Source organism: Pseudomonas mendocina, assembly GCF_003008615.1.
Lineage (GTDB): Bacteria > Pseudomonadota > Gammaproteobacteria > Pseudomonadales > Pseudomonadaceae > Aquipseudomonas > Aquipseudomonas mendocina_C.
In genome coordinates this window covers 816,142-839,156 of sequence record NZ_CP027657.1, presented here as the reverse complement: position 1 = coordinate 839,156, position 23,015 = coordinate 816,142, and the positions used below count along the sequence as shown (strand labels likewise).

Annotated in this window: 19 protein-coding genes; 11 read left to right on the top strand and 8 right to left on the bottom strand. The window is 62.4% G+C overall.

Going from position 1 to position 23,015, the window contains the following annotated elements:
• Positions 1-3 precede the first annotated feature (3 nt).
• Both C7A17_RS03940 and C7A17_RS03935 read right to left on the bottom strand, forming a co-directional pair.
• Positions 4-195, bottom strand: coding sequence for a YnbE family lipoprotein (locus C7A17_RS03940; RefSeq protein WP_013716754.1), 192 nt, complete (start codon positions 193-195; stop codon positions 4-6).
• Positions 196-199: 4 nt separating this feature from the next.
• Positions 200-2,755 carry an intermembrane phospholipid transport YdbH family protein gene (locus C7A17_RS03935; protein WP_106736790.1) on the bottom strand — a complete coding sequence of 852 codons (2,556 nt, stop codon included), beginning with the start codon at positions 2,753-2,755 and terminating at the stop codon, positions 200-202.
• A gap of 132 nt (positions 2,756-2,887) precedes the next feature.
• Between C7A17_RS03935 and C7A17_RS03930 the strand changes: the two genes are divergently transcribed.
• From C7A17_RS03930 to C7A17_RS03915, 4 genes are all read left to right on the top strand, one after another.
• Positions 2,888-3,259, top strand: a complete 372-nt coding sequence (locus tag C7A17_RS03930) for an XRE family transcriptional regulator (protein ID WP_106736789.1) — start codon at positions 2,888-2,890, stop codon at positions 3,257-3,259.
• 206 nt (positions 3,260-3,465) lie between these two features.
• Positions 3,466-4,218, top strand: a complete 753-nt coding sequence (locus C7A17_RS03925; protein ID WP_106736788.1) for an RES family NAD+ phosphorylase — start codon at positions 3,466-3,468, stop codon at positions 4,216-4,218.
• A 428-nt stretch (positions 4,219-4,646) separates the two neighbouring features.
• Positions 4,647-4,898, top strand: a complete 252-nt coding sequence (locus tag C7A17_RS03920) for an SEL1-like repeat protein (protein ID WP_106736787.1) — start codon at positions 4,647-4,649, stop codon at positions 4,896-4,898.
• Between the two features lie 66 nt (positions 4,899-4,964).
• The gene (locus tag C7A17_RS03915; protein ID WP_106736786.1) at positions 4,965-6,440 is read left to right on the top strand and encodes a DNA recombination protein RmuC; all 1,476 of its coding nucleotides are present in this window, start codon (positions 4,965-4,967) and stop codon (positions 6,438-6,440) included.
• A 97-nt stretch (positions 6,441-6,537) separates the two neighbouring features.
• Here the strand turns inward: C7A17_RS03915 and C7A17_RS03910 are convergent, their stop codons facing one another.
• Positions 6,538-7,428 carry a metal-dependent hydrolase gene (locus C7A17_RS03910; RefSeq protein ID WP_106736785.1) on the bottom strand — a complete coding sequence of 297 codons (891 nt, stop codon included), beginning with the start codon at positions 7,426-7,428 and terminating at the stop codon, positions 6,538-6,540.
• Entirely contained in the window at positions 7,425-8,357 is a 933-nt protein-coding gene (locus C7A17_RS03905; RefSeq protein ID WP_106736784.1) for an alpha/beta fold hydrolase, read from the bottom strand. The genes C7A17_RS03910 and C7A17_RS03905 overlap by 4 nt, the downstream gene beginning before the upstream one ends.
• 285 nt (positions 8,358-8,642) lie before the next feature.
• On the opposite strand from C7A17_RS03905, the gene C7A17_RS03900 reads away from it, so the two are divergent.
• The gene (locus C7A17_RS03900; protein ID WP_106736783.1) at positions 8,643-9,455 is read left to right on the top strand and encodes a MerR family transcriptional regulator; all 813 of its coding nucleotides are present in this window, start codon (positions 8,643-8,645) and stop codon (positions 9,453-9,455) included.
• 75 nt (positions 9,456-9,530) lie between these two features.
• Here the strand turns inward: C7A17_RS03900 and C7A17_RS03895 are convergent, their stop codons facing one another.
• Positions 9,531-13,019, bottom strand: coding sequence for a hybrid sensor histidine kinase/response regulator (locus C7A17_RS03895; protein ID WP_106736782.1), 3,489 nt, complete (start codon positions 13,017-13,019; stop codon positions 9,531-9,533).
• A gap of 201 nt (positions 13,020-13,220) precedes the next feature.
• On the opposite strand from C7A17_RS03895, the gene C7A17_RS03890 reads away from it, so the two are divergent.
• Together C7A17_RS03890 and C7A17_RS03885 are read left to right on the top strand one after the other, a co-directional pair.
• Positions 13,221-13,790: a GNAT family N-acetyltransferase gene (locus C7A17_RS03890; protein WP_106736781.1), complete on the top strand. Its 570-nt coding sequence runs from the start codon at positions 13,221-13,223 to the stop codon at positions 13,788-13,790.
• Positions 13,791-13,795: 5 nt separating this feature from the next.
• Positions 13,796-14,638 carry a helix-turn-helix transcriptional regulator gene (locus C7A17_RS03885; protein ID WP_106736780.1) on the top strand — a complete coding sequence of 281 codons (843 nt, stop codon included), beginning with the start codon at positions 13,796-13,798 and terminating at the stop codon, positions 14,636-14,638.
• A gap of 130 nt (positions 14,639-14,768) precedes the next feature.
• Here C7A17_RS03885 and C7A17_RS03880 read toward each other — a convergent pair whose 3' ends face one another.
• Complete coding sequence (locus C7A17_RS03880; RefSeq protein WP_106736779.1) at positions 14,769-16,106, bottom strand: imelysin family protein; 1,338 nt, start codon at positions 16,104-16,106, stop codon at positions 14,769-14,771.
• A 190-nt stretch (positions 16,107-16,296) separates the two neighbouring features.
• Here C7A17_RS03880 and C7A17_RS03875 point away from each other — a divergent pair, with 190 nt between their 5' ends.
• Both C7A17_RS03875 and C7A17_RS03870 read left to right on the top strand, forming a co-directional pair.
• The gene (locus C7A17_RS03875) at positions 16,297-16,869 is read left to right on the top strand and encodes a LemA family protein (RefSeq protein WP_106736778.1); all 573 of its coding nucleotides are present in this window, start codon (positions 16,297-16,299) and stop codon (positions 16,867-16,869) included.
• Between the two features lies 1 nt (position 16,870).
• Complete coding sequence (locus C7A17_RS03870) at positions 16,871-17,776, top strand: GIDE domain-containing protein (RefSeq protein WP_106736777.1); 906 nt, start codon at positions 16,871-16,873, stop codon at positions 17,774-17,776.
• Between the two features lie 81 nt (positions 17,777-17,857).
• Here C7A17_RS03870 and C7A17_RS03865 read toward each other — a convergent pair whose 3' ends face one another.
• Complete coding sequence (locus C7A17_RS03865; protein WP_106736776.1) at positions 17,858-19,912, bottom strand: putative bifunctional diguanylate cyclase/phosphodiesterase; 2,055 nt, start codon at positions 19,910-19,912, stop codon at positions 17,858-17,860.
• Positions 19,913-20,167: 255 nt separating this feature from the next.
• Between C7A17_RS03865 and C7A17_RS03860 the strand changes: the two genes are divergently transcribed.
• Together C7A17_RS03860 and C7A17_RS03855 are read left to right on the top strand one after the other, a co-directional pair.
• Positions 20,168-21,463, top strand: a complete 1,296-nt coding sequence (locus C7A17_RS03860) for an ammonium transporter (RefSeq protein WP_106736775.1) — start codon at positions 20,168-20,170, stop codon at positions 21,461-21,463.
• A 2-nt stretch (positions 21,464-21,465) separates the two neighbouring features.
• On the top strand, positions 21,466-22,110 hold the full coding sequence (locus tag C7A17_RS03855) for a hypothetical protein (protein ID WP_106736774.1): 645 nt from the start codon (positions 21,466-21,468) through the stop codon (positions 22,108-22,110).
• A gap of 100 nt (positions 22,111-22,210) precedes the next feature.
• Here the strand turns inward: C7A17_RS03855 and C7A17_RS03850 are convergent, their stop codons facing one another.
• Complete coding sequence (locus C7A17_RS03850) at positions 22,211-22,792, bottom strand: superoxide dismutase (protein ID WP_003462535.1); 582 nt, start codon at positions 22,790-22,792, stop codon at positions 22,211-22,213.
• Positions 22,793-23,015 lie beyond the last annotated feature (223 nt).

Here is a 23,015-nt window from a genome sequence, read left to right as displayed (position 1 = left end):
TCCTTAGAAGAGACCGCTGTCTTCGTTGAAGACATTGTCCAGCGCCTTGTCCACCTTGATGTAGATCTCGTGCTCGACCTTGACGTTGAGGTTGATGTTGATCGGCTCGTTGGGCATGGCCAGTTGCACCGTCGGGGTACAGGCCTGGCAGAGCAGACCCAGGCTCAGGGCTGCGAGGAGGCGGTACGTGCGCATGGCGCTACTCCTTTGACTCTTGGGGGACACGCTGGCGCATCCGTTGCTGAATCCGTTGCTGGATGATGTCGCTGACCTTGTCGGTCAGTTGCAGGCTGGCCAGCAGGGTCGGAATGTCTTCTTCCAGGTTGATGGTGAAGTGGATAGGCCGACCCTGTTCGATGGCCGGATTCTGTCCATGTAGACGCATACCGAGGCGCAGTGTGCCGGACGAATCATAGTCGAGGCTACTGCTGAGCAGATCGTAGTGGAAGTCCTCCAGGGCATCAGTGACCAGCTTCATGCCCGGGTTGGCCTGGCCCATGGCGCGGATGCGCGGCGAGTGAAAGCGCAGGCGGCCGCCGGGGGCGCGTGCTTCGATCAGCCCCTGCTCGACGCTGATCGCGTCGCCCAGGCGCAGCGGCAGGGTGCCGTCGAGCAGGCCGTAGCCTTCCAGGCCTTCGGCCGGATAGACGCGAAACAGTTCCTGCAGATCCAGGCCGCTGAGCTTCAGCGGTAGCAACTGGCTGGGGCGATCCAGTGCCCAGGTCGCCGGTTCCAGGCGCAGGATGCCGCCGAGGATACCCAGTTCGGCGCGCTGATGGCTTAGGTGGCCGGCCATGGGGCGTTGCAAGCTAGCCTGATAGCTGGCCTGCAGTTGCAAGGGGCCGAGGGCGATGCCGGGGTCGATCTGTTTCGCACTCAGGCTCGGCACTTCCAGCATCAGGCGGTCGCCAGCGAGTCGCAACTGCAGCTCGGCGTCCACACCGGCCAGCGTGCTGCGGTCATAGATGCCGGCCAGGCCTTTGCCATTCAGGCTCGCCCTGAGTTGCAGGGGCTTGCCGCTGGGCAGATTCAGGCTGGCGTCGGCCTGGATGCGGCCATTGTCCAGCGTCAACAGTGGCGGCCAGTTGGCCAGGGTTTGCGCCAGCGGGTTGCCGGCGCGCAGGAAGAGTTCGTCGAGCTTGGCATTCAGGCCCAGCGCATCGGCTGTATGGTTCAGGCTCAGCGCCATGCTCAGCCCCGAGTCAGCCAGTAGGGCTCCATCGAGCTTCTGGCTGGCGCTCTCGGCTTCCACTCGGCCTTGCCATTGCCAGCCCTGAGCCTGCAATTGCGGGTGTTGCAGGCTCTGTATGCGCAGCGCCAATGGCCCGGACAGCGTTGGTGAGCCTGGCGCTCCAGCAATGCCGAGGTTGGCGAGTGTCAGTCGAGTCTGTTGCAGCTCCAGATCACTGCTGCGCAGACGTTGGATATCCAGGCGAGAGTTGCCTGTGAGGGTGAGTTGTAGCTGCTGCGTGCTCGCGCTGCCGGTCAGGCCCAGGTTCAGCTGCAGGCCATCTGCACGATTGCCTGCCAGATCCACGCGCTTACTACGGGCATCGAGTTGCAACTGGCGCACGTTCAACGACCAGTCAGGGGCCTGTTGCAGGCCGAGCTCGGCATTGGCCTGCAGCTCGAGTGCTCCCTGTCCGGCGAGCTTCAGTTGTACGGCCAGTTCGTTGTCGAGTTTGCTCTCCAGTGGTGTGAGCTGCATCTGCAACTGGCGGGGTTGCAAGCCGCTTGGCAGGGAGTCGAGCCAGGGCGCGTCCTGCGTGTCGAGTTGCAGGTTGCCGTGCAGCTTGCGGGCTTGCCACAGGCCTGTGGTGTTGAGCAGGTCGAGCTGCAGTTCCCCGCTGATCATGCCGACACCGGGCAACGGCCAGGGCTGTGGCAGCTGTGCGTCGACACGCAGCCATCCCGGCGCTGCCAGCAGCTCTTCGAGTTGGCGAGTGGTCTGCGGTAGTTGCAATTGCCACTGGGCAATGACGCCGGCCTGCTGCGGTGTCGTTGGCAGGTTGGTAGCGTCAAGCGGCGTCCATTCGCTCAGCCAGGCGCCGACCCAGGCGATTTCCTGCAAGGGGGCGAGCAGCAGGTTGCCAGCCCATTGCAGCGCATCGTTCTGGGCGAGCAGGTCGCTGTGCAGCTCCATCTGCTGCTGATCGTCGAGGTGCAGGGTCATCTGTAACTGGCGTGGACTGTTCAGAGCACTGCCGAGTCCTTGCAGCTGCCCCTGCAGTGTTGCGCTGTGGCTATCGCGCACAAGCAGCAGGTGCAACTGCAATGCATCGTCCAGATGCTGCAGGCTGAGGTCGCCATCGACTGTGCATTGGCCGCTGTAGCAGGGCAGCTGGACATGAGCGTCCTGCACGTCAATCTGTCGTGGTAGCCAGGGCAGGGTGTTGAGCGCGTTGCTGAAGAGGGCGCTGAAGTCGCTGTCTGCCGAGTTTTGTACCTCAGCCGGGGCCGGTTGCCAGGTCATTTGCAGACCCTGTGCGACGAGGCGATAGCGCGGCGCTTCGCTTGCCAGCCAGAAGAGTTGCAATTGTTTGACCTGTGCATGCAGCTCACCGCTCTGGTGCTGCGTCAGGCTCACGTCATGCAGTTGGAGGCCGCGCCAGGACAGGCTCAATCGGTGCCAGTCCAGCTCGATATGTTGCTCTTCGAGCAGTTGCTGCACGCGATAGCCGGCATAGCAGATCAGTAGCGACAACACCGCCAATGTTGCGATGCCTATGCTCAGCCAGAAACGCCGGCGGCTCATGAGTTCTCCTTGCCCGATGCAGTGCAAAGGACGGTACCCCATGCTCGGGTAGGTGCCAAGCAGCTTTCCATGCTATTGTGTGTTTACAGCTTTCGAAGGTTTCTTTGTTCAAAACACGCGTAGGAGGAGATGATGAGTGCAGTAACTCGCAGCCAGCCTGACGCCGATGCGGTACTGGCCAAGGCCTTGCTCAATACCCGCGAACAGTTGGGGCTTACCCAGCAGGAGCTGGCCGATATCGTCGGCGTCCATCGCAGTGCCATCGGGCGCTGGAACGAGCAGGGTGGATTGCGTCCACAGAGCAAGACCGGCGAACTGGCGCTGCTATTGATACGCGCCTATCGCGCGTTGTTCGCCCTGTTTGGCGGCAACCAACAGGACATGCGCCATTTTCTGCGTACCGAGAATCGCCATCTGGCTGGCGTTCCGTTGCAGCAGATGAGTCAGGTGCAGGGCCTGGTGCGTGTCGTCGAGTATCTGGACGCCATTCGCGGCAAGGTCTGAGCGCATGTAGGGTGCGCCATGCGCACCGATTATCGGCGCGGTTTGCTGACAGCCCGCCTTCTTGAAGGCCGCGGCGTGCTGCTTCGCGAACGGGTTGTCGCCCGGTCACCCTACGACTGATCGCACAGACCATTTCCTATGTGAACGGCATCAGACCCTGGCTCGCGATGCTTTGAGCAGGCTCTACGCTTTAAGGAGGTATTGCCATGGATATCTGGCAACGATGTGAAGGCGAGCGCCAGGTTCGGCCGCTGCGCGGCAAACTGCTGCGCATGGTGGAAAGCCAGGCGCAGGTCGCGACCCTACAACTGGTGGATAACCTCGCCGAGCAGGCCCTGCTCGAAGAATTGCTCGAGAGCAGCAAGCCGCCACTGCCCGAGGCCGCCGAGCCTCTGCACTATCTGCTCAAGACACCGTTTCGTTATCCACCGCTGCGTTGGGGCTCGCGTTTTGGCACCGTGCACGAACCCAGCCTGTTTTATGCCGCTCAGCGTCTGGAAACGGCCATGGCCGAGGCTGCCTACTACCGTTTCGTGCTGTGGAACGGTATGGCCACGCCGCCGCCCAGTGGGCGCATCCTTTCCGAGCACTCCACCTTCGAAGCGCGTTATCGCGTCGAGCGCGGTATCCAGTTGCAACAGCCGCCATTCGATCAGCACGGCGCCCTGTTAGCCCATCCCAGCGATTACAGCGTACCCCAGCGTCTCGGCGCGGCGATGCGTGCGGCGGGTATCCAGGCCTTCGAGTACCGCTCGGCGCGCTGCCCGGATGGCGGTAGCAATGTTGCGCTCTACGTGCCAGGGGCGTTCGCGGAAAAGCGTCCGCGCAACCTCACGGCTTGGTTATGTGAAACCACCGGCGAATACGTGGCATTCAAGCATGCGCAGACGCCGGATCAGCCACGGCTGTTTCACTGGGAGCAGTTCCTTGTGCGAGGGCAGTTGCCACACCCCGCATGAACACAGTGTTGAGCGTTCCGCTGCCCCGAAACAGAGCGCTGCGCGGATATGTCGCAGCGAGTTGTGCACAATGCTGAAGCAGTCTGTCATCTCACTGTCAGAATCGCCGCTAAACGTTTGATTTTCCGTGGTTGATTTTTAAGTCAATGAAAAATATGCATTTTTTTCGTTGGTGAAAAAATCGACAGTTTGACTGAGAGCCCCATGGCATCGGGCCTGTGACCTCTTTCTCCCAAGTTGTTCACGGAGTTATCCACAGCTTCTGTGGATTGTGCGGAACCTATTTCGTGGAACGCAATCGGGCGGTTCTGGCAAGTCTTTACCTCTGGAAAAAAAGGAGTAGAGTGGCGCGCCCCGGCAGTCACCCCCTCGTATTTATGCCTCGCGCTCCGTTCTCTGCATCTTCCACGCCCCGTCCCAATGTTCCCATGCGCGTCGCGCTCTGGTTGCTCGACAACCCGCGCCTTGGGCAGACGGCCAGTGCCAAACGTCTGGCCGGCAACCTGCTCAAGCAGCCAGCATTGAAAGGTTGCGTGCAGGCGCAGAGTCGCCTGGGCCAACTGTTGTGCCGTGATTGTGGCAATACCCGTGACCGTCGTATCGGTTACGAGCTGCTGCGCCAGGCCGCCCGCGCGGGTGATCGTGGTGCGCAACTGGAATTGGAGCGCCTGTCGCGCTGATTCCGTGCTGGCCCCGTGTGAATAGTCAGCTGGGTATACTGCTCGGCGGTCAAACATGGAGCGTCTATGCCAATCGATCCCCTTTCTCTCGCCATTGGCGCCGTCGCCGCGCTGATTCCATTGCTGGCGGGCCTTTGGTCGCTACAACGCCGGGTTACCCAGGCGCAGAGCGAGCAGGCGCTGCTGCAGGAGCGTCTGGAGCATGCCCAACTGAGTCAAACCGGACTGTTGGCGCAGCTCGATGCCTGCCGCGCCGAGTTGGCCGAGGTCAGCGAGATCAAGGTGGAGCAGCAGACCGAGCTGGCCGGGCTGCGCCGTGAGAACGAGCTGTTGCAGCAGGAGCGGCAGATTGCCCGCGAAGCTGCGCAATCCTGGAACCAGCAGCGCGATCGCAATGAAGCTGAACTGCGACGGCTCACCGCCGAATGTGCGGCGCTGGCCGCCGAGCTGCAGGAAAATCGCGACAATCAGCAACAACGCCTCGATGACTTGCAGGGGGCGCGCAACGAGCTGCGTGCCCAGTTCTCTGAGCTGGCGACGAAGATCTTCGATGAGCGTGAGCAGCGTTTCGCCGAGACCAGCCAGCAGCGCCTCGGCCAGTTGCTCGACCCGCTCAAGGAGCGCATCCAGGCGTTCGAGAAGCGGGTCGACGAGAGTTATCAGCAGGAAGCGCGCGAGCGTTTTTCGCTTGGCAAGGAGCTCGAGCGTCTGCAGCAGCTCAATCAGCGTCTGGGCGATGAGGCGACCAACCTGACTCGTGCCCTGAAAGGTCAGAAAACCCAGGGCAATTGGGGAGAGCTGGTGCTGGAGCGGGTGCTGGAGCATGCCGGCCTGGAGAAGGGGCGCGAGTACCAGACTCAGGTCAGCCTCAAGGGCGCCGGTGGCGAGCGCTTCCAGCCCGACGTACTGATTCGTCTGCCGGGCGACAAACAGGTAATCGTCGATGCCAAGGTTAGCCTCACCGCTTATCAGCAGTATGTCGCCGCGGTGGACGAGCCCAGCCGTCAGCAGGCGTTGAAGCAGCATCTGCTGTCTCTGCGCAGCCACCTCAAAGGCCTCTCCGGCAAGGATTACCAGCGCCTGGAAGGGTTGCACAGCCTGGATTTCGTGCTGCTGTTCGTACCTATCGAGGCGGCCTTCGCCGCGGCGCTGCAGGCCGAGCCGGATTTGTTCCAGGATGCTTTCGAGCAGCACGTGGTGATCGTCAGTCCGACCACCTTGCTGGCCACGCTGCGTGTCATCGACAGCCTTTGGCGCCAGGAGCGCCAGGGCCAGAATGCGCGTGAGATTGCCGAGCGTGCCGGCCAGCTGTACGACAAGTTCGTCGCCTTCATTGCTGATCTGGACGAGATGGGCAGCCGTTTGCAGCAATTGGACAAGGCCTACGCCGGTGCTCGCAACAAGCTGGTGGACGGCCGTGGCAATCTCATTGGCCGGGTGGAAAACCTCAAGCTGCTGGGCGCACGTGCCAGCAAGAGTCTGCCGAGCGAGCTGCTCGAGCGCTCCGCCGATCTGCCGGCGTTTGACGAACTCGGCGAGTGAGCGCTCACTGCCGGTGATTGTAGGAAGTAGGGCGGGTGCAACCCGCCGGAGCGCCAATGGCGGGTTGCACCCGCCCTACATGTGGCGATCCACCGCTTCAGGCCGCGGCTTTTTCCGCCTCGGCGCGTAGCGCGGCCGGCGAGTTGGCCAGGTAATCCAGTGCCGCCTGTAGATCGCCCTCGACACGCGGGTGATAACGCGGATTGAAATAGCGCAGTACCGAGCGTCCCACGCTGGCCGTGGTCGGCAGCAAACCGCGCTTGCCCAGGTCGTGCCACATGCGCAGAAAGCCAGGGCGGTAACGCGTGGCCGGATCCTGGCGCATCATCATCTTCATCGCATCGCTGAACAGATAGAGCAGCGCTGGCGTGGCGATCAGCATGCACAGCCAGCGCATCGCCAGGCTGCCGCCCAGGTGCACGTGCAGGTCATGAGCCACGCAGCGATGCTCCACCTCCTCGGCGCCATGCCAGCGCAGCAGATCGAGCATCACCGGATCGGCATGATCGAGCCCGCGGCTGTTGACGACCCAGTCACCGAGCACGCAGGTGAAGTGCTCCACGGCGGCGATCAGGCCGACGCGCTGGCGCAACCACCAGGGTTGCAGGCGGCGAGCCAGGGCATTTTCCCCCAGCGGGTAGTCGCACAGAACCTTGTCGAACAGCCAGTCGACCTTGCGGGTAAAGGGCTTGGGATCAATGCCGTGGCGGATCAGGTAGGGCGTTAGCGCGCTGCCATGAGCACGGGCATGCTGGGCTTCCTGCAACACGAAACCGCGCACGTCCTCGCGCAGACCGGCTTCGTTGACCAGCGGGAGTGCCTTGTTGTAGACCTTGCAGAACCAGAACTCGCCGGCCGGCAACAGCAGGTGCAGGCCGTTCATGATGTGCGAAGCTTCCGGCTCGTTCGGTACCCAGTGCAGCGGGGTGTCGGCGAAGTCGAAGCGCACTTTGCGCTGTTGCAGTGCGGGTTGGCTTGGCGGGTTCATGTGCGAGCCTCGTGGGGGCGTGCCTGTTCCAGTTTGTTCACGTATTCACGCACCCAGCCGGCCAGGGCGGTGGGCTCGGCCAGCAACTGCCAATGGCCGGCGCGGACTTCGCGGCGGCTCAGCAGTGGCGCCCAATGCTGCAGGTCGTCGAACAGCTGTGGGCGCACGAAACGGTCGTTCAGCGGCACGATCAGTTGCAGCGGGACGCGGGTGCTGCGGCTGCGTGGGCGCAGCAGACTGCGAATGAAGTTGGCGCGGTACAACTGCACGCCGCGCATGCCATCAGCGCGTTGCGTGCGGCTCGCCTGCAGGTTGCGTATGCCTTCGAGGCGACGCAACAGCCAGGGCCAGGCGCGATCCAGGCCCAGGCGCCAGCACAGCTCCGGCAACAGCGGGATGTGGAAGAAGACGATGTACCAGGAACTGAGCAGCTGCCCCAGCGCTTGTAGCAATGCCTTTGGGCGACGCAAGGTCAGACGTTCGCGCATCCAGTGGCCGACATGGTCGAGACAGGGGCCGGAAATGCTGGTGTAGGACGCCAGCAGCGGCTGGATGCGTGGCTCGGTCACCGCCTCCCAGCTCTGGATCGAGCCCCAGTCATGGGCGATCAGGTGCACCGGGCGATCCGCGCTGGTGGCCTTTACCACTGCTTCAAGGTCGCGCGCCAACTGTTCCAGGCGATAGTCACGCAGACGCTTCGGCACCTGGGAGGCACCACAGCCGCGCACGTCATAGGCGACGATGCGGTAGTCGGCTGCCAGCTCGCGAACCAGTGGTAGCCAGATCTCATGATTGTCCGGATAGCCATGCACCAGCAGCAGGGTCGGTGCGTCTGCCTTGTCCCAGATGTAGGCTTGCAGGCACAGGTCGTCGCTGTGAACGCACACCTGTTGCGGCGGCAATGCATGGCGTTGCAGTGGCGCATTCATGATGCAAGGCCCAGGCGGATAGCGAGCAGGTACATGGCAGGCTCCAGGGAGATGACGATTACATTGTTTGATGTAATCGTCATTGTTGTGCGCCCACGCGCACTTGCCTAGTCATCCCGAGATCAAGTGGCAGTGGAGCGTTACGGCGTTACCTCAAGGTGCCAGGTGCTCTGGAATCGGCCTTGCTGGTGCAATTAGCGGGTTTCCTAGGCGGCAGCTGCGAGCAAGTCCAGCCCTTGGTTGGGGCGGTTGTGAGCCTTGCTGGCGCAGGGCTATGATCGCGCCATGACTCAAGCCTCCGCATTTTTCCAACGCCTTCTGAGTAGCGCCGCACCCGTGGCTGCGGCAGTCGCCGCCGAATACACGGTGGACGAACTGGCGCAGGCGGCGCAGACCACTGTGCGTAATGTGCGCGCCTATCAGGATCGTGGCCTGCTACCGCCGCCCGAGCGCCGTGGGCGCGTCGGCATTTATAGCGGTGAGCATCTGGCGCGTTTGCGCCTGATCGGCCAGTTGCTCGAGCGTGGCTATAGCATCGCCAGTATTCGCGAGTTGTTCGAGGCATGGGCGCAGGGCCGTGATCTGGCTCATGTGCTGGGGCTCGAGCAGGCCATTCGCGGCCCGGGTGAGCCCGAGCAGCCGGGACGGCTGGAGTTCGCCGAGTTGCAGGCGATCTTTGGCGACGATCTGGATGATGCCGTGATCGATCGCGCTCAGGCCATGGGGTTGCTGCAATTTGCCGGCGATCACCTGAGCGTACCCAGCCCGCGTCTGTTCGCTGCTGGCGTGGAGTTGTATCGCGCCGGTATCCCGCTGCCGGCGCTGCTCGATGAACTGGAGTCGATTCGCCGGCATGTCGAGCAGGTGTCCACAGGCATCGTGCAGATGATCGTCGGACATCTGGTCAACCCGCTGCTGCAGAGCTCGTTGCCCCGTGCCGACCAGTTGGAAGGCCTCAGCGCCCAGTTGCTGCAATTGCGACCGCTGGTCGAGCAGGTGGTCGAAGCCGAGCTGGCGCGTGGTCTGCCGGTGGCGGCCAATCGTGAACTGAGCGAGCGGGTGCACCAGTTGCTGCAGGGATTCCTGCAGCGCAACTAGCGTCGCATCTGCCCAGGCTCGGAAGTTATCCGTAGCCTGGACGATCTCCCGGATGGCATCTGGATACTCTCACCGTTAGCCGCGCAAGGTCAGATGGCGACTGAGCAAGGCGCGCAGGGCGGCAGGCTTGACTGGCTTGGGCAGATAGTCGAGGCCAGCGGCGTGCACTTCTGCCACCAGCTCAGGGCGGCCGTCGGCGCTGATCACCACGCCCGGCATGGGCTCGCCCATGCGCGTACGTAGCCAGGCCATCAGCTCGGTACCGGTTTCACCTTCGTCGAGGTGATAGTCGATCAGGGCCAGTTGCGGGCGTACTTCCTCGCTCAGCAAGTGCTCGCACTCCAGGCGGTTGCGCGCCGTCCACACCTGGCAACCCCAGCGCGACAGCAGGCTGTGCATGCCGGTGAGGATGCTGTCCTCGTTGTCGATGCACAGCACCTGGGTACCCTGCAGCGGTTGACCATGCACGGCCTGGGTGGCCTGTGCCTGAGGACGGGAGGCGGGTTTCTGCACCAGCGGTACGCTGACGCTGAACACGCTGCCCTTGCCAGGCCAGGAACGCACTTCCAGGCGATGGGAGAGTACGCGGCACAGGCCGTCGGCAATCGCCAGACCCAGGCCCAGACCTTTTTCGGCGCGGGTCTGGTGGCTGTCGAGGCGTTTGAATTCCTCGAAGATCACCTTGCGCTTGTCCTCGGGAATGCCGGGGCCGCAGTCCCAGACTTCGAGTCGCAGGTGCTGGCCTTCACGGCGTACGCCGAGCACCACGCGACCCTTGGCGTAGCGGAAGGCGTTGGTCAGGAAATTCTGCAGGATGCGGCGCAGCAGCTTGATGTCGCTGTCGATCCACTGCCGGCTGCCCCGTACGCGCAGGTCGATACCCTGTTCGGTGGCCAGCACGCCAAATTCGGCAGCGAGGGTGTCGAACAGATTGGCCAGGGCGAAGGGGTGGCGATCAGGGGTGATCCGGCCGTTTTCCAGGCGCGAAATATCCAGCAGGTCGGTGATCAGATCCTCGGCCGAGCGCAGTGAGCTATCCAGGTGGCGTACCAGCTCCTGCGCCTCCACCGGCAGCGCATCATCCTGATGCGCCAGTGCGGCGGAGAACAGACGCGCAGCGTTGAGCGGTTGCATCAGGTCATGGCTGACGGCTGCAAGAAAGCGGGTCTTGGACTGGTTGGCCGCTTCGGCGTGGGCTTTTGCTTCACTCAGCGCCTGGTTGAGCTGCGACAGTTCCTGGGTTCGCTCGGCGACGCGACGTTCCAGGCTCTCATTGGCTTCCTTGAGGGCACGCTCGGCCTGACGGAATTCGGTGATGTCGGTGAAGCTCATGACGAAGCCGCCACCGGGCATCGGATTGCCGATCAGCTCGATCACCCGTCCATTGGGGAAGACCCGCTCGTAGCTATGCGCGGTGCCCTGGCGCATCCAGTACAGGCGCTTGGCGACGTTCTCCTCGACATCGCCGCCGCCGAGCATGCCGCGTTCGGCATTGAAACGGATGATCTCGGCGATGGGGCGGCCGACGTAGATCAGCCCCTCGGGGTACTCGAACAGTTCCAGATAGCGGTGGTTCCAGGCCACCAGGCGCAGGTTCTGATCGACCACGCTGATGCCCTGGGTAATGTTTTCGATCGCGCCCTGCAGCAGGGCGCGGTTGAACTGCATGACCTCACTGGCCTCGTCGACGATGCGCACCACATCCTCGACCTGCATTTCGCGGCCTTCGATGGCCGCCTTGACCACCGCGCGCGTGCTCGATGCACCGAGCACGCCGGCAAGCAGGCGCTCGGTATGCGCGATCCATTCGCTGTTGGCCGGTTGGTTGGGGTCGAATTCCTTGCCTTTGCTCTGGCGTTGAGCGAAGCGCAGGAAGCTCTTGCGTGCGCGCTCCTCGCCAACGAAGCGGCTGGCCAGCATCAACAGGTCGGCTACCTGAACCGCCAGCAGGCTGCGACTGCTGGGTTTGGTGCCAAGGTCGTGACCGATGAAGCGCCCGGCCTGCCAGTGCTCGGACACCCGCGTGCGGGAGAACCAGGAAACCCAGGCGAACAGCAGGAAGTTGCCGGCCAGCGAGAGCACGACACCGCGGGTCAGCGGATCGACATGCAGGCCGATTGGTGCGTAGAGCAGGGTGGTCAGCGCGGGGAAACTCTCCAGCGACCAGCCCATGCCACGTGCCACCAACGGCAGCACCAAGGTGTAGAACCACAGCATGGAACCCAGGATCAACCCGGCGAACACGCCACGACGGTTGGCCTGCTTCCATACCAGGGCACCGAACATAGCCGGCGCCAGCTGGCCGATGGCGGCGAACGATACCTGGCCGATGGTGGCCAGGCTGGCGCCCTCACCGAGCAGGCGGTAGCAGACGTAAGCCAACAGCAGGATCAGTACAATGCTGACGCGACGTGCCGTGAGCATCCAGTGGCGGAAGGCTTCGAACGGGCGCTCGGTGCTCTGCCGGCGCAACAGCCAGGGCAGCAGCATGTCGTTGGAAATCATGGTCGACAGGGCCACGGAGGCGACGATCACCATGCCAGTGGCGGCTGAAGCGCCGCCGATGAAAGCCAGTACCGCCAGGCCAGGATGCGCCTCGGCCAGCGGCAGGCTGATGACGAAGGAGTCCGGGGTCACGCCTGCCGGTAACAGCATCTGTCCGGCCAGCGCGATGGGCACCACGAACAGGGCGGCCAGTACCAGATAGGCTGGAAACACCCAGCGCGCCAGGCGCAGATCCTTGGGTTCGATGTTCTCTACCACGGTGACATGGAACTGCCGTGGCAGGCAGATGATGGCGATCATCGCCATACCTGTCTGTACCAGCATGGCGGGCCAGTTCACGGCCTCGCTCCAGAAGGCATCGAGCTCTCGGGTGTTGTGCGCCTGTGCTATCAGGTCATTGAAACCGTTGTAAAGGCCGAAGGTGACGAAGGCGCCGACGGCGAGGAAGGCCAGCAGTTTGACCAGCGACTCGAAGGCGATGGCCAGCACCATGCCCCGGTGGTGCTCGGTGACGTCCAGGTTGCGCGTGCCGAACAGGATGGTGAACAGCGCCAGGGCCAGCGACACGATCAGCGCGGTGTCCTGCGCACTGGTGCCGGTGTCCTGGGCGTGCACGCCAATCAGCAGGTTGACGCCGAGCACGATGCCCTTGAGCTGCAGGGCGATATAGGGCAACACGCCGACCAGACAGATCAGTGCGACGACGATAGCCAGCGGTTGCGACTTGCCATAACGGGCGGCGATGAAGTCGGCGATGGAGGTGATGTTTTCCTGCTTGCTGATCATGACCATCTTCTGCAGCACCCAGGGCATGGTCAGCAACAGGATGATCGGCCCCAAGTAGATCGGCAGGAACGACCACAGCTGCTCGGCCGCCTGGCCCACCGCACCGAAGAATGTCCAGCTCGTGCAGTACACCGCCAGTGACAGGCTGTAGACCCAGGCGCGAACCTTCGGCGACATCGGCGTGCTACGACGGTCGCCGTAGAACGCGATGGCGAAGAGGATGGTCATGTAGATCAGCGCGACCGCGGCAATCAGCCCAGGGGACAGCGACATGCGAACTCCAGAACGCAGCAAGGAACGAGAACGGCCAGCGCCGGTGGGCGAGGCGGACGATAATGCAGTGTTGCACAAAGCAGCGCACTGTCGGCTGCGACCAAGGTCGCACGGTGGCTGCCGGGCTTTGCGGCACGGGTCGATTGTGTCGGAGTCGGGCGCCTGATAGCGTGATCGATCTGGGACTCAGGAGGGATCCTAATGTTCAAGCCGCAACTGGTCACGCTGCAACGTGGTGCTTTACGCCTGGAACCGCTGGCCGATGCCGATATTCCTGCATTGGTGGCGCTGGCCGAGGCCAATCGCGAAGAGCTGCTTTACATGAGTGGTACTCAGCGTCTGGATTGGTATCGCAGCGCGCTGGCCGATCTGCGCGAGCAGCGCGCACTGCCGTTCGTCATCCGGCTCGGCGACGTGCTGGTGGGGACGACTCGTTTCGCTGATTTCATGAACACGCTGCCGGCCTGTGAAATTGGCTGGACCTGGCTCGATCGCAGCCAGCATGGCAGTGGGCTGAACACCAGCATCAAGTACCTGATGCTCAAGCATGCCTTCGACAACTGGGGCATGGTGCGCGTGCAACTGAAGACCGCAGCCAGCAACCTGCGCTCGCAGCGCGCCATCGAAAAGCTCGGTGCCGTGCGTGAAGGGCTGCTGCGCAATCATCGTCGCCTGGCCGATGGACGTCTCGACGACACCGTGCTGTACAGCATCACCGATCAGCAATGGCCGCAGGTGCGCGAAGCACTGGAGTCGCGCTTCGGCGCCTGATCCTCATGGCGAGTCGCGAGCACACACGTTTCTGGCAGGCCTCGGCGTTATCCGGGGTAGAACTGTTACAGGCGCGTTATCGCGAGCAACGCTTCGCACCTCATGTGCACGAGGGCTTCGTCTTCACCGTGATCGAACACGGCGCCCAGCGCTTTCGCCATCGCGGCTGCGATCATTTGGCGCCGCAGGGCAGCATGGTGCTGATCAACCCGGATGAGGTACATACCGGTTCCAAGGCTCATGAAGATGGTTGGCGTTACCGGGGGTTCTACCCCAGCAACGGCCAGGTACTGGGTGCATTGCAGGAACTCGGTCTGGCCAGCGCCGGCATGCCGTCATTCGACTCCAGCGTGCTGCATGACCCGCAGCTGCATGCGGCCTTTCTGCATCTGCATCGCCTGCTCGAGGATGGTGCTGAGGCATTGCAGCAGCAACTGGCCTGGCGCGAAGCCATTCTGGCGTTGTTCCAGCGTCATGCGCGAATAGCCGAGCCACCGTTGCCCGGCCGCGAGCCCTGGGCCGTTTCGTGCGCCAAGCAGATGCTCGCCGAAAGACTGGTCGAGCCACCCTCGCTGGAAGAGTTGGCGAGTGCAGTCAATCTGTCGCCCTTTCACTTCGCCCGGGTTTTTCGTCGCGCCACTGGCCTGCCTCCGCATGCCTGGCTCAAACAGCGACGCCTGGAGCAGGCGCGTGCCTTGCTCAAAGGCGGTTGCTCGGCAGTCGCGGTCGCCATGCAGCTGGGTTTTGCCGATCAGAGTCATCTGTCACGGCAGTTCAAGCAGGTCTATGGCGTCAGCCCTGGCGAATACCGCAGCGGCGTAGCGCGGGTTGTGGTTGGGGATTCTTAGGGAGCGCCGTGCGCACCAGCAGCCCGAGCATTTCCCCGGTGCGCACGGCGCACCCTACTGAGCGTAACAGCCGCCATAAAAAAACCGGCGCTCCTTGCGGATGCGCCGGTTGTTCAACCCTGCGTTTCGATCAGAACTCGTGATCGGCGGTGTCCGGGTTCAGGTCGCTGATGCCCAGCTTGCCGGCGGCCTGCTCGATAGCGCCGGTCTGCTTGACCAGTGCAGCGATGGCGCCGCGAACCAGAGCCTGACCTTCGGCGTTGTCGGCTGCGATCAGTTGATCGAAGTGCACGTTGTTCTTCTCGGCACTGTCGACCAGCTTTTGCAGTTCGGCCTGGGTGGCGTCCAGATCGGCCTTGAGGGTGCTGTCAGCCTGAGCGTCGATTTTGGCGACCAGTTCAGACAGGCTCGGGCCGGTCAGGGTGCTGCCATCGGCTTTCTTGTACTCGCCCAGATAGACGTTGCGGATGCCCAGGCCATTGTAGAAGTGCGAGTTGTGGGTGTTGTCGCTGAAGCAATCGTGCTCGTCTTCGGTGGAGTTGGCTTCCAGCGCGACTTTCATGCGCTCGCCGGCCAGTTCGCCCAGTGACAGGCTGCCCATGCCGAACAGCATCTTGCGCATACCGTTCTCGGCGGAGTCGGCCAGCAGCTCGCTGCGGTAGTTACCTTCGACGCCGTCTTTCCACTGCTCGACCATTTCGTCCAGGTCGCTGACCAGCAGGTCGGTGGCAGCTTTCAGGTAGGTGCGGCGACGCTCGTTGTGACCACCGGTAGCGCCTTCGCCCACCAGGTAATCGGTGTAGGGACGCTCGCCGGCGCCAGGGTTGGTGCCGTTCAGATCCTGGCCCCAGAGCAGGAATTCGATGGCATGGTAGCCGGTGGCGACGTTGGCTTCGGAACCGCCCAGCTCGTTCAGGCTAGCCAGCAGCTCGCCGGTGATTTCGCTGACGTCGATCTTGTCTTCACCCACCTGGATTTCGGTGTTGGCGATGATGTTGGCCTGTGCGCCCGGGTTGCCCAGCGCATGCTGGTAGTCGGCGGCGACGTAGTCGATCAGGCCTTCGTCCAGCGGCCAGGCGTTGAGCTGACCTTCCCACTCGTCCACCACCGGGTTGCCGAAGCGGAACACTTCGGTCTGCATGTACGGTACGCGCGCGGCCAGCCAGGCTTCACGAGCAGCCTTCAGGGTCGCCTCGCTCGGGTCGGCGAGCAGGGCATCCACGGCGCTCTGCAGGGCCTTGCCGGTGCTGGCTGCGTCGCTGAATACGGCCAGAGCCAGGTCAGCGTAGTGCTTCACTACTGCCTGCGCAGCTGCTTCGTCGACCTTGGCGGCTGCGCTGGTGACGGTGCTCTCGGTGCTGGCAGCCGGAGCCGCCGCTTGGTTGGCAGGCGCTTTGTCTTCACCGCAGCCGGCGAGGGAAATGGCGATGGCCAGCAGGCTGGCGGAAGCCAGGGGCATACGAATCATGGCGTGGTCCTTTGCATGTACAGAATGTGGATGGTACGCAGGGGTACCTGAAAAACTGCAACATAATGCAAATGTTTCGCATTATGTGTAAAGGCCATTATTCGTTGCTGTGCGGGATATCGCTTCCGCCGCCCGTGACTGCCGTTAGAATGCCAGCACCCGATTCGCAGTTCTGCATGGAGAAAACTGCATGAGCCTGACCGCCGTGATCCTGATCGTCGTCCTCATTTTGCTGGGCGCCTACGCGGTGTCGTTGTACAACGGCCTGGTGCGTCTCAAGCATGGAGTGAGCAAGGCCTGGTCGAATATCGACGTGTTGCTCAAGCAGCGTCATGACGAGCTGCCCAAGCTGGTGGAAACCTGCAAGCAGTACATGCAGTACGAAGGCTCCACGCTGGAACGTGTAATCGCGGCGCGCAGCGCGGTTGCCAGTGCTCGCGAACAACATGACGTAGGCGCCCTGGGCAAGGCCGAAAGTGGTCTGCGCGCCGGCCTGGGGCAATTGTTCGCCCTGGCCGAGAACTACCCGGAGCTCAAGGCCAATGACAGCTTCCAGCATCTGCAGCAACGCATCAGCGGTCTGGAAAACGGCATCGCCGACCGGCGTGAGTTGTACAACGAAGCGGTCAATCTCAACAACGTGCGCATCGAGCAGTTTCCGGATGTGATCATCGCGCGCATGTTCAACTTCCAGGCGGCCGAGTTGCTGGTGTTCAGCGACGCGGAGAAAGCCGACGTCGATATCAAGTCCCTGTTCAACTGAGATGATGCACGGCGATCCTCTCGGCTTTCTGGTCGCACTGTTCTTCACCCTCGGTGCCTGCCTGGGCGGTGGTTGGTGGTGCTTGCGACGTTGGTCGCAGGCACGCCACCTGCTCGACACGCCAACTTCGAAGATTCGTTCGGCGGCGCAGGGCTATGTCGAACTTTATGGTGTGCTCGAAGAACTGCCGGATGTGCAGACTCGCGGGCCGCTGACTGGCAAACCCTGCCTGTGGTGGCGCTTCCGTATCGAAGAGTACGTCTCCAGCGACAAGAAACGCAGTTGGCGGGTTGTCGAGAGTGGCGCCAGCGATACCTGGTTGCGCCTGGTCGATGGCACCGGTGAGTGCCTGATCGACCCGCGCGGGGCGGAGATTCGCACGGCAGTTCGCGAGGTCTGGGAGGGTAACCTGCGTCACCCTCTGGGCCCAGCCAAGACCGGGCTGTTCGGTTTTCTCACCAGCGGCAAACGCTACCGCTACAGCGAAGAGCGTTTTCATGCCGGCCAACCGCTGTATGCCATCGGCGATTTCCGTACTCACGGCGCTGCGCAGCAGGGTTTCGACATGCACTCGGCTCAGGGCGAGGTGATCCGTGAGTGGAAAGGCGATTACGTCGGCTTGCTGCGGCGTTTCGACAGCGACGGTAATGGTGAACTCGATGAGCTGGAGTGGAATCGTGTGCGCCTGGCGGCGCAACTCGAAGCCGAGGATCGGCATCGGCGCAAGGCAGCGCAGCCTGCGCGGCACCAGATGAGCAAGCCCGGTGAGCGTCAGCCCTTCATTCTTTCCAATAGCGGAGAGGACGAGCTGGCGCGCAGTTTCTATTGGCAGGCTGCCGCAGGCGCGGCGCTGTGTCTGGCAGGTGCGCTGTCCACGGCCTGGCTGTTCGGCGTGCAGCACTGGTAAAGCGCGCCCTCGGTGATGCTGAGGCTGTGTGCGACATTGTAGGGTGCGCCATGCGCACCGGCTTTTCCTTGCGGTGGCCGTCTAGAGTGTCGCGGCAGAACTCAGGCGTCTTGCCTGCTTGAGGAACAGGGTCAATTCGCGCGCCGGCAGCGGTTTGCTGTACAGATAACCCTGACCCTCGTGACAGCCCTGAGCGATGATGTAGGCCTCCTGTTCGGCGGTTTCCACACCTTCGGCGATTACCTGCATGCCCAGGCTCTTGCCCAACTGGATGATGGCGCGAACGATGGTAGCGTCGTCCTCGTCTTCGAGCAGATCCTGCACGAAGCTCTTGTCGATCTTGATCTTGTCCAGCGGCAGGCTCTTCAGATAGCTCAGCGAGGAGTAGCCGGTACCGAAGTCGTCGATGGCGATCAGCGCACCTGAGCGGCGCAGGCTGAGCAGGTGCTGCGCGGCCGTGCTGATGTCTTCCATCAGGCCGGTTTCGGTGACTTCCAGCTCGAGGCTCTTCGGTGGCAGGCGGTAGACCTGCATCAGGTTGTTGACCACGCGCGGCAGCTCCGAGTGGTGCAGCTGCACGGTGGACAGGTTGATGGCCATACGCAGGTCGGTGAACCCCTGGTCGTGCCATTCGCGCAATTGGCGACAGGTCTGGTCGAGAATCCATTCGCCGATGGGAATGATGGTGCCGTTCTGTTCGGCCAGCGGAATGAACAGATCCGGTGGAACGAAACCATGCTGCGGGTGTTGCCAGCGCAGCAGCGCTTCGACGCCGACCACGCGGTGGTCGCGATAATCCACCTGCGGCTGATAGACCAGGTGCAGCTGGTTCTGCGCCAGGGCGTCGCGTAGATCCTTCTCCAGCTCGCGACGGCGACGCATCTCGCTGTCGACGCTGGCGATGTAGAACTGGTAGCGATTGCGCGAGCGGCTCTTGGCCAGGGTCATGGTCTGTTCGGCTTTCTGCAGCAGCTTCTCGGTGCTGTCGCCATCTTCCGGGAACAGGGTGATACCGATGGTGGCGCGCAGACGCACTTCCTGATGGTCGAGCAGGAAGGGTAGTTCCAGGTCATCGAGCACGCTCTGCGCCAGTTCGGCGGCTTCGTAGGGCTGCTCGATATCGGCCTGAACCAGGGCGAACTGGTCGCCACCAAGACGCGCCAGGGCGCCAAGACGGCCACTGTGACTACGCAGGCGGTCGGAGAGCGCGAGCAGTAGCTGGTCGCCGCTCTGGTAGCTGAATTGCTCGTTGATGCCCTTGAAATCGTCCAGACCGACACACAGCACGGCGACGCGGCGTTGCAGGCGGCCGGCGTCTTCGAGAATCTGGTCGAGCTGCTGCTGCAGTTGCTGGCGGTTGGGCAGGCCGGTAAGGAAGTCGTACTGAGCCATGCGCAGCAGGCTGTTCTCGGCCTCCCGGCGCAGGTGGGTGTTGCGCTCGATGGAGGATAGAAGCTGGTTGGCGGTGTTGATCCACAAGCCCAGTTCGTTCTTCTCGTTGCCCTTGAGCATGGGCAACTTGTGTTCGCTGGGGCGATCCGGGTTGATGTGGGTCAGGTGCTCGATGATCTTCGACAGCGGTTTGGTCAGCAGCCAGTGATAGACCAGGTACAGCACCAGGCCCATGGCCATGGCGCGTAACACGCCGGAGATGAAGATGATCACCGAGTTGGTGACGAAGCTCTCACCGTAAGGGGCCGTGTCGAGGGTGATGTTGAGGTCGCCGTAGTATTCGCTGTAGGGGCCTCGGCCAACCAGTTTGGTGGAGAACTGCTGCTCCTGGCCGAGAATCGGGTCGGTCAGCCAGCGTGTCGGGATCTGCGCCAGGTCGCGGGATTTTTCCGCCAGCATGGGCTCGTTGGGGTGGCCGATGGCGGCGTAGCGCACCGACTCGTGCTGAAACAGGCCTTCGATCACCTGCATGCCCATTTCCCGATCCAGGCTGTACACGGCCTGGGTCGATGGGTCGCGGAACATCCCCAGAATGCGTTGCGCGTCATTGGCAACCGCCTGGCGCGTCTTGTAGGCATCGAACACGATCTGCGCGCAGCTCAGCACCACTCCCACTACCAGTGCCGACAGCAGCACTACGCGGAGCAACTTGAGTGACAAGCTGTTCTTCAATTCCAGCTTCAAAGGCAATTCCTTGTGTCGATGCTTACAGCGTCAGTCAGACGAGAGTATTGGCAATCTCGACCTAGCCGTCAAAGGGCCATCATCACTGGTGGCACTTTTTGTTTTCAAGGATCGCTCATGGTGCGTGGCAATCCCTCTGGCCGTGCCCCTTGCTCTGTGTCGGTGCGAATTTCGCGGACTTGAGCGCTATCTGACATGGCCAATGGCTGGCACAAGAGTTGCGAAGGCTGACGTGACCATTATGAGGGGGCTCGGATGAAAACACTGTGGCTGTGGTTCGTCGTTGTCTGCTTTACCCCGTATGCACATGCCGCCGATGACGAGGCGATCAATATCGCCTGGATCGTGCTGGCCAGTGTCCTGGTGTTCTTCATGCAGGCCGGTTTCGCCTTGTTGGAAAGCGGCATGTCGCGCGCGAAGAATGCGGTCAACGTGATGATGAAGAACTACATGGACAGCTGCGTGGGCGGCATCGTCTTCTGGCTGGTGGGCTTCGGCCTGATGTTCGGCAGCAACCTCACAGGCTGGTTCGGCATGAGCCATTTCGGTCTGCACGAGGGCGAGCCCTGGGATTACACCTTCCTATTGTTTCAGATGATGTTCGCTGTCACTGCGGCGACCATCGCCAGTGGCGCGATGGCCGAGCGCACGCGTTACTCGGCGTATCTGATTGGCGCGGTGCTGATCAGTGGTGTGATCTACCCGATATTTGGTAGTTGGGTATGGAGCGGTGTCTATGGTGGTCAGGGTTGGCTGGCCAAGATGGGGTTCGTCGACTTCGCCGGTTCTACCGTGGTGCATAGCGTCGGTGCCTGGTGTGCATTGGCTGGCATTCTGGTACTCGGGCCACGACTGGGTCGCTTCGGCAGTGACGGTGAGGCGCGGATGATTCCCGGCCACAATCTCGGCATGGTGGCGCTGGGCGGTTTCATCCTCTGGTTCGGCTGGTTCGGCTTCAATGCCGGGAGCAATCTGGAGGTCAGCACCAGTCTGGGATTGATCGCTCTGAATACCCACCTTGCTGCTGTTTCTGGTGCCATTGGTGCCTTGTTGGCACAGCGCAGTACCGCCAGCCCGATCCTGCTGACCACCACCGTCAACGGCTCGCTCGGGGGGCTGGTGGGAATCACGGCAGGCTGCGCGACGATGGCTCCGGGGTTCGCCGCGCTCAGCGGTTTGCTGGCTGGTTTCGTGGTGGTGTTCGGCATGCGCCTGCTCGACCGGTTGCGTATCGACGATGTCGTCGGTGCAGTGTCTGTGCATGGCTTTGCCGGCATCTGGGGCACGCTGGCCGCGGGGTTGTTCTATCAGGGCGATCTGTTCAACTGGTCGCGCGTGGCGATTCAGGCGTTGGGCGCCGCTTCTGCTTTCCTCTGGGCATTTCCCATGGCGCTGCTGATGTACCTGCTGCTGGCCAAGACCATCGGTCTGCGCGTGACGCCGCAGCAGGAACAGCGCGGGCTCGATTTTGCCGAGCACGCCGAGGTGGGGTATCCAGAATTCAACCTGGCGCAGACCTTCGATAGTGAGCAGTGGTCGAGGAGGGGCTGAGGATGAGACTGAGCCTTCGTCGCCGCGCCATCTATACCGGCCTGGCCGGACACTTCTCCGAGGAGGAAATCTGGCCCCTGCTGGCATTGTGGGAGAGCAAGTACGCCGACAAGCCGCCCTTTGCACTCAATGAGTTTCTCGCCGAAGTGGTTCTGCGCACTGAGCGCAAGCTCGAGCGCGCGCGTCTGTATCGCGAGCTGGTCGGCGCCTTGACCGGGCCGCCCTCGCAGTTGTTGCCGGATCCGGAAGAACAATTACTGGCCTGGCGCCAGGGCCGTAACGAGGCGATTCGCAGTGTGGCCAAGCCGGATGCTGCCGCCCAGAAAACCTTCCTCTCGCTCAGTCAGGCATTGCTGGAACAACTGGAAGTACCGCAGCAGCAGGCCTTGCGTCGATTCGCTGCTGGCAACCTGGGAGGGATGCAGATCGGGGCGGAGCTGGCCACTCGGCTGCGGGCCTGGCTGGAGCAGGGGACGCAAGAGGGCATAGAAAGCCTCGGTCTGGAACAGCTGCGCAAGTTGCTCAATCTGCTCTATATCGGCTTGTGCGAGTTTCTCGGTCCAGTACGAGCGGATCGGGTGCTCAGTCAGGCGGTCAGTCGAGTGGAAGAACAGGAGGTGGCGTTTTCTCCGCGACGCCTGCTCTAACCTGAGGCTGCATAGGAGGGCGTCCCCCATTTCTGAATATTCGGGGCAGAAACGAAAAACCCGGCCGAGAGGCCGGGTTCTTGCGTTACGAGGCTTGGACTCAGGCCGCGTAGTTCTGGGCAACGAAGTCCCAGTTGACCAGGTTCCAGAACGCTTCGACGTACTTCGGACGCAGGTTGCGGTAGTCGATGTAGTAAGCGTGTTCCCAGACGTCGCAGGTCAGCAGCGGAGTGTCGCCGCTGGTCAGCGGGCAGCCGGCGCCGATGGTGCTGGCCAGGGCCAGGGAACCGTCAGCTTTCTTCACCAGCCAGCCCCAGCCGGAGCCGAAGGTGCCGATGGAAACCTTGCTGAATTCTTCCTTGAACTTGTCGAAGGAACCGAAGGCAGCGTTGATGGCGTCAGCCAGGGCGCCGGTCGGCTGGCCACCGCCATTGGGCGACAGGCAGTTCCAGTAGAAGGTGTGGTTCCACACCTGAGCGGCGTTGTTGAAGATGCCGCCCGAGGAAGTCTTGACGATCTCTTCCAGACTCTTGCCTTCGAACTCGGTGCCCGGCACCAGGTTGTTCAGGTTCACCACGTAGGTGTTGTGGTGCTTGTCGTGGTGGAATTCCAGGGTCTCGGCGGAAATGTGAGGCTCGAGAGCGTTCTTTTCGTAAGGCAGCGGCGGCAATTCGAAAGCCATGGTCTATCTCCTACTCAGGTCGTGTGCGGTATGCGCATGAGGCCGTTCACGGGCGGCCGGAACAGCAGGCCAGTGCGGTGTTCCGCTACAGCCTGCAGGCGGCGGGAGTTTCCACTCCTTGCGCCGCAGAACGGGGATCATAGCACCGGCCCCCCGGCTTAACCACGCAACAACTGTGTGGGAAAGCCGATGCCAGGGCCTCTACGTCTCCGTATGTGGGGTT

What these genes read in the sequence shown, in the direction of transcription:
- C7A17_RS03940 (WP_013716754.1), bottom strand. Translation starts at nt 195, where the DNA reads ATGCGCACGTACCGCCTCCTCGCAGCCCTGAGCCTGGGTCTGCTCTGC.
- C7A17_RS03920 (WP_106736787.1), top strand. Translation starts at nt 4,647, where the DNA reads ATGCGCGTCGCGCTCTGGTTGCTCGACAACCCGCGCCTTGGGCAGACG.
- C7A17_RS03895 (WP_106736782.1), bottom strand. Translation starts at nt 13,019, where the DNA reads ATGTCGCTGTCCCCTGGGCTGATTGCCGCGGTCGCGCTGATCTACATG.
- C7A17_RS03925 (WP_106736788.1), top strand. Translation starts at nt 3,466, where the DNA reads ATGGATATCTGGCAACGATGTGAAGGCGAGCGCCAGGTTCGGCCGCTG.
- C7A17_RS03935 (WP_106736790.1), bottom strand. Translation starts at nt 2,755, where the DNA reads ATGAGCCGCCGGCGTTTCTGGCTGAGCATAGGCATCGCAACATTGGCG.
- C7A17_RS03875 (WP_106736778.1), top strand. Translation starts at nt 16,297, where the DNA reads ATGAGCCTGACCGCCGTGATCCTGATCGTCGTCCTCATTTTGCTGGGC.
- C7A17_RS03890 (WP_106736781.1), top strand. Translation starts at nt 13,221, where the DNA reads ATGTTCAAGCCGCAACTGGTCACGCTGCAACGTGGTGCTTTACGCCTG.
- C7A17_RS03880 (WP_106736779.1), bottom strand. Translation starts at nt 16,106, where the DNA reads ATGATTCGTATGCCCCTGGCTTCCGCCAGCCTGCTGGCCATCGCCATT.
- C7A17_RS03930 (WP_106736789.1), top strand. Translation starts at nt 2,888, where the DNA reads ATGAGTGCAGTAACTCGCAGCCAGCCTGACGCCGATGCGGTACTGGCC.
- C7A17_RS03905 (WP_106736784.1), bottom strand. Translation starts at nt 8,357, where the DNA reads ATGAATGCGCCACTGCAACGCCATGCATTGCCGCCGCAACAGGTGTGC.
- C7A17_RS03870 (WP_106736777.1), top strand. Translation starts at nt 16,871, where the DNA reads ATGATGCACGGCGATCCTCTCGGCTTTCTGGTCGCACTGTTCTTCACC.
- C7A17_RS03915 (WP_106736786.1), top strand. Translation starts at nt 4,965, where the DNA reads ATGCCAATCGATCCCCTTTCTCTCGCCATTGGCGCCGTCGCCGCGCTG.
- C7A17_RS03850 (WP_003462535.1), bottom strand. Translation starts at nt 22,792, where the DNA reads ATGGCTTTCGAATTGCCGCCGCTGCCTTACGAAAAGAACGCTCTCGAG.
- C7A17_RS03860 (WP_106736775.1), top strand. Translation starts at nt 20,168, where the DNA reads ATGAAAACACTGTGGCTGTGGTTCGTCGTTGTCTGCTTTACCCCGTAT.
- C7A17_RS03855 (WP_106736774.1), top strand. Translation starts at nt 21,466, where the DNA reads ATGAGACTGAGCCTTCGTCGCCGCGCCATCTATACCGGCCTGGCCGGA.
- C7A17_RS03910 (WP_106736785.1), bottom strand. Translation starts at nt 7,428, where the DNA reads ATGAACCCGCCAAGCCAACCCGCACTGCAACAGCGCAAAGTGCGCTTC.
- C7A17_RS03885 (WP_106736780.1), top strand. Translation starts at nt 13,796, where the DNA reads ATGGCGAGTCGCGAGCACACACGTTTCTGGCAGGCCTCGGCGTTATCC.
- C7A17_RS03900 (WP_106736783.1), top strand. Translation starts at nt 8,643, where the DNA reads ATGACTCAAGCCTCCGCATTTTTCCAACGCCTTCTGAGTAGCGCCGCA.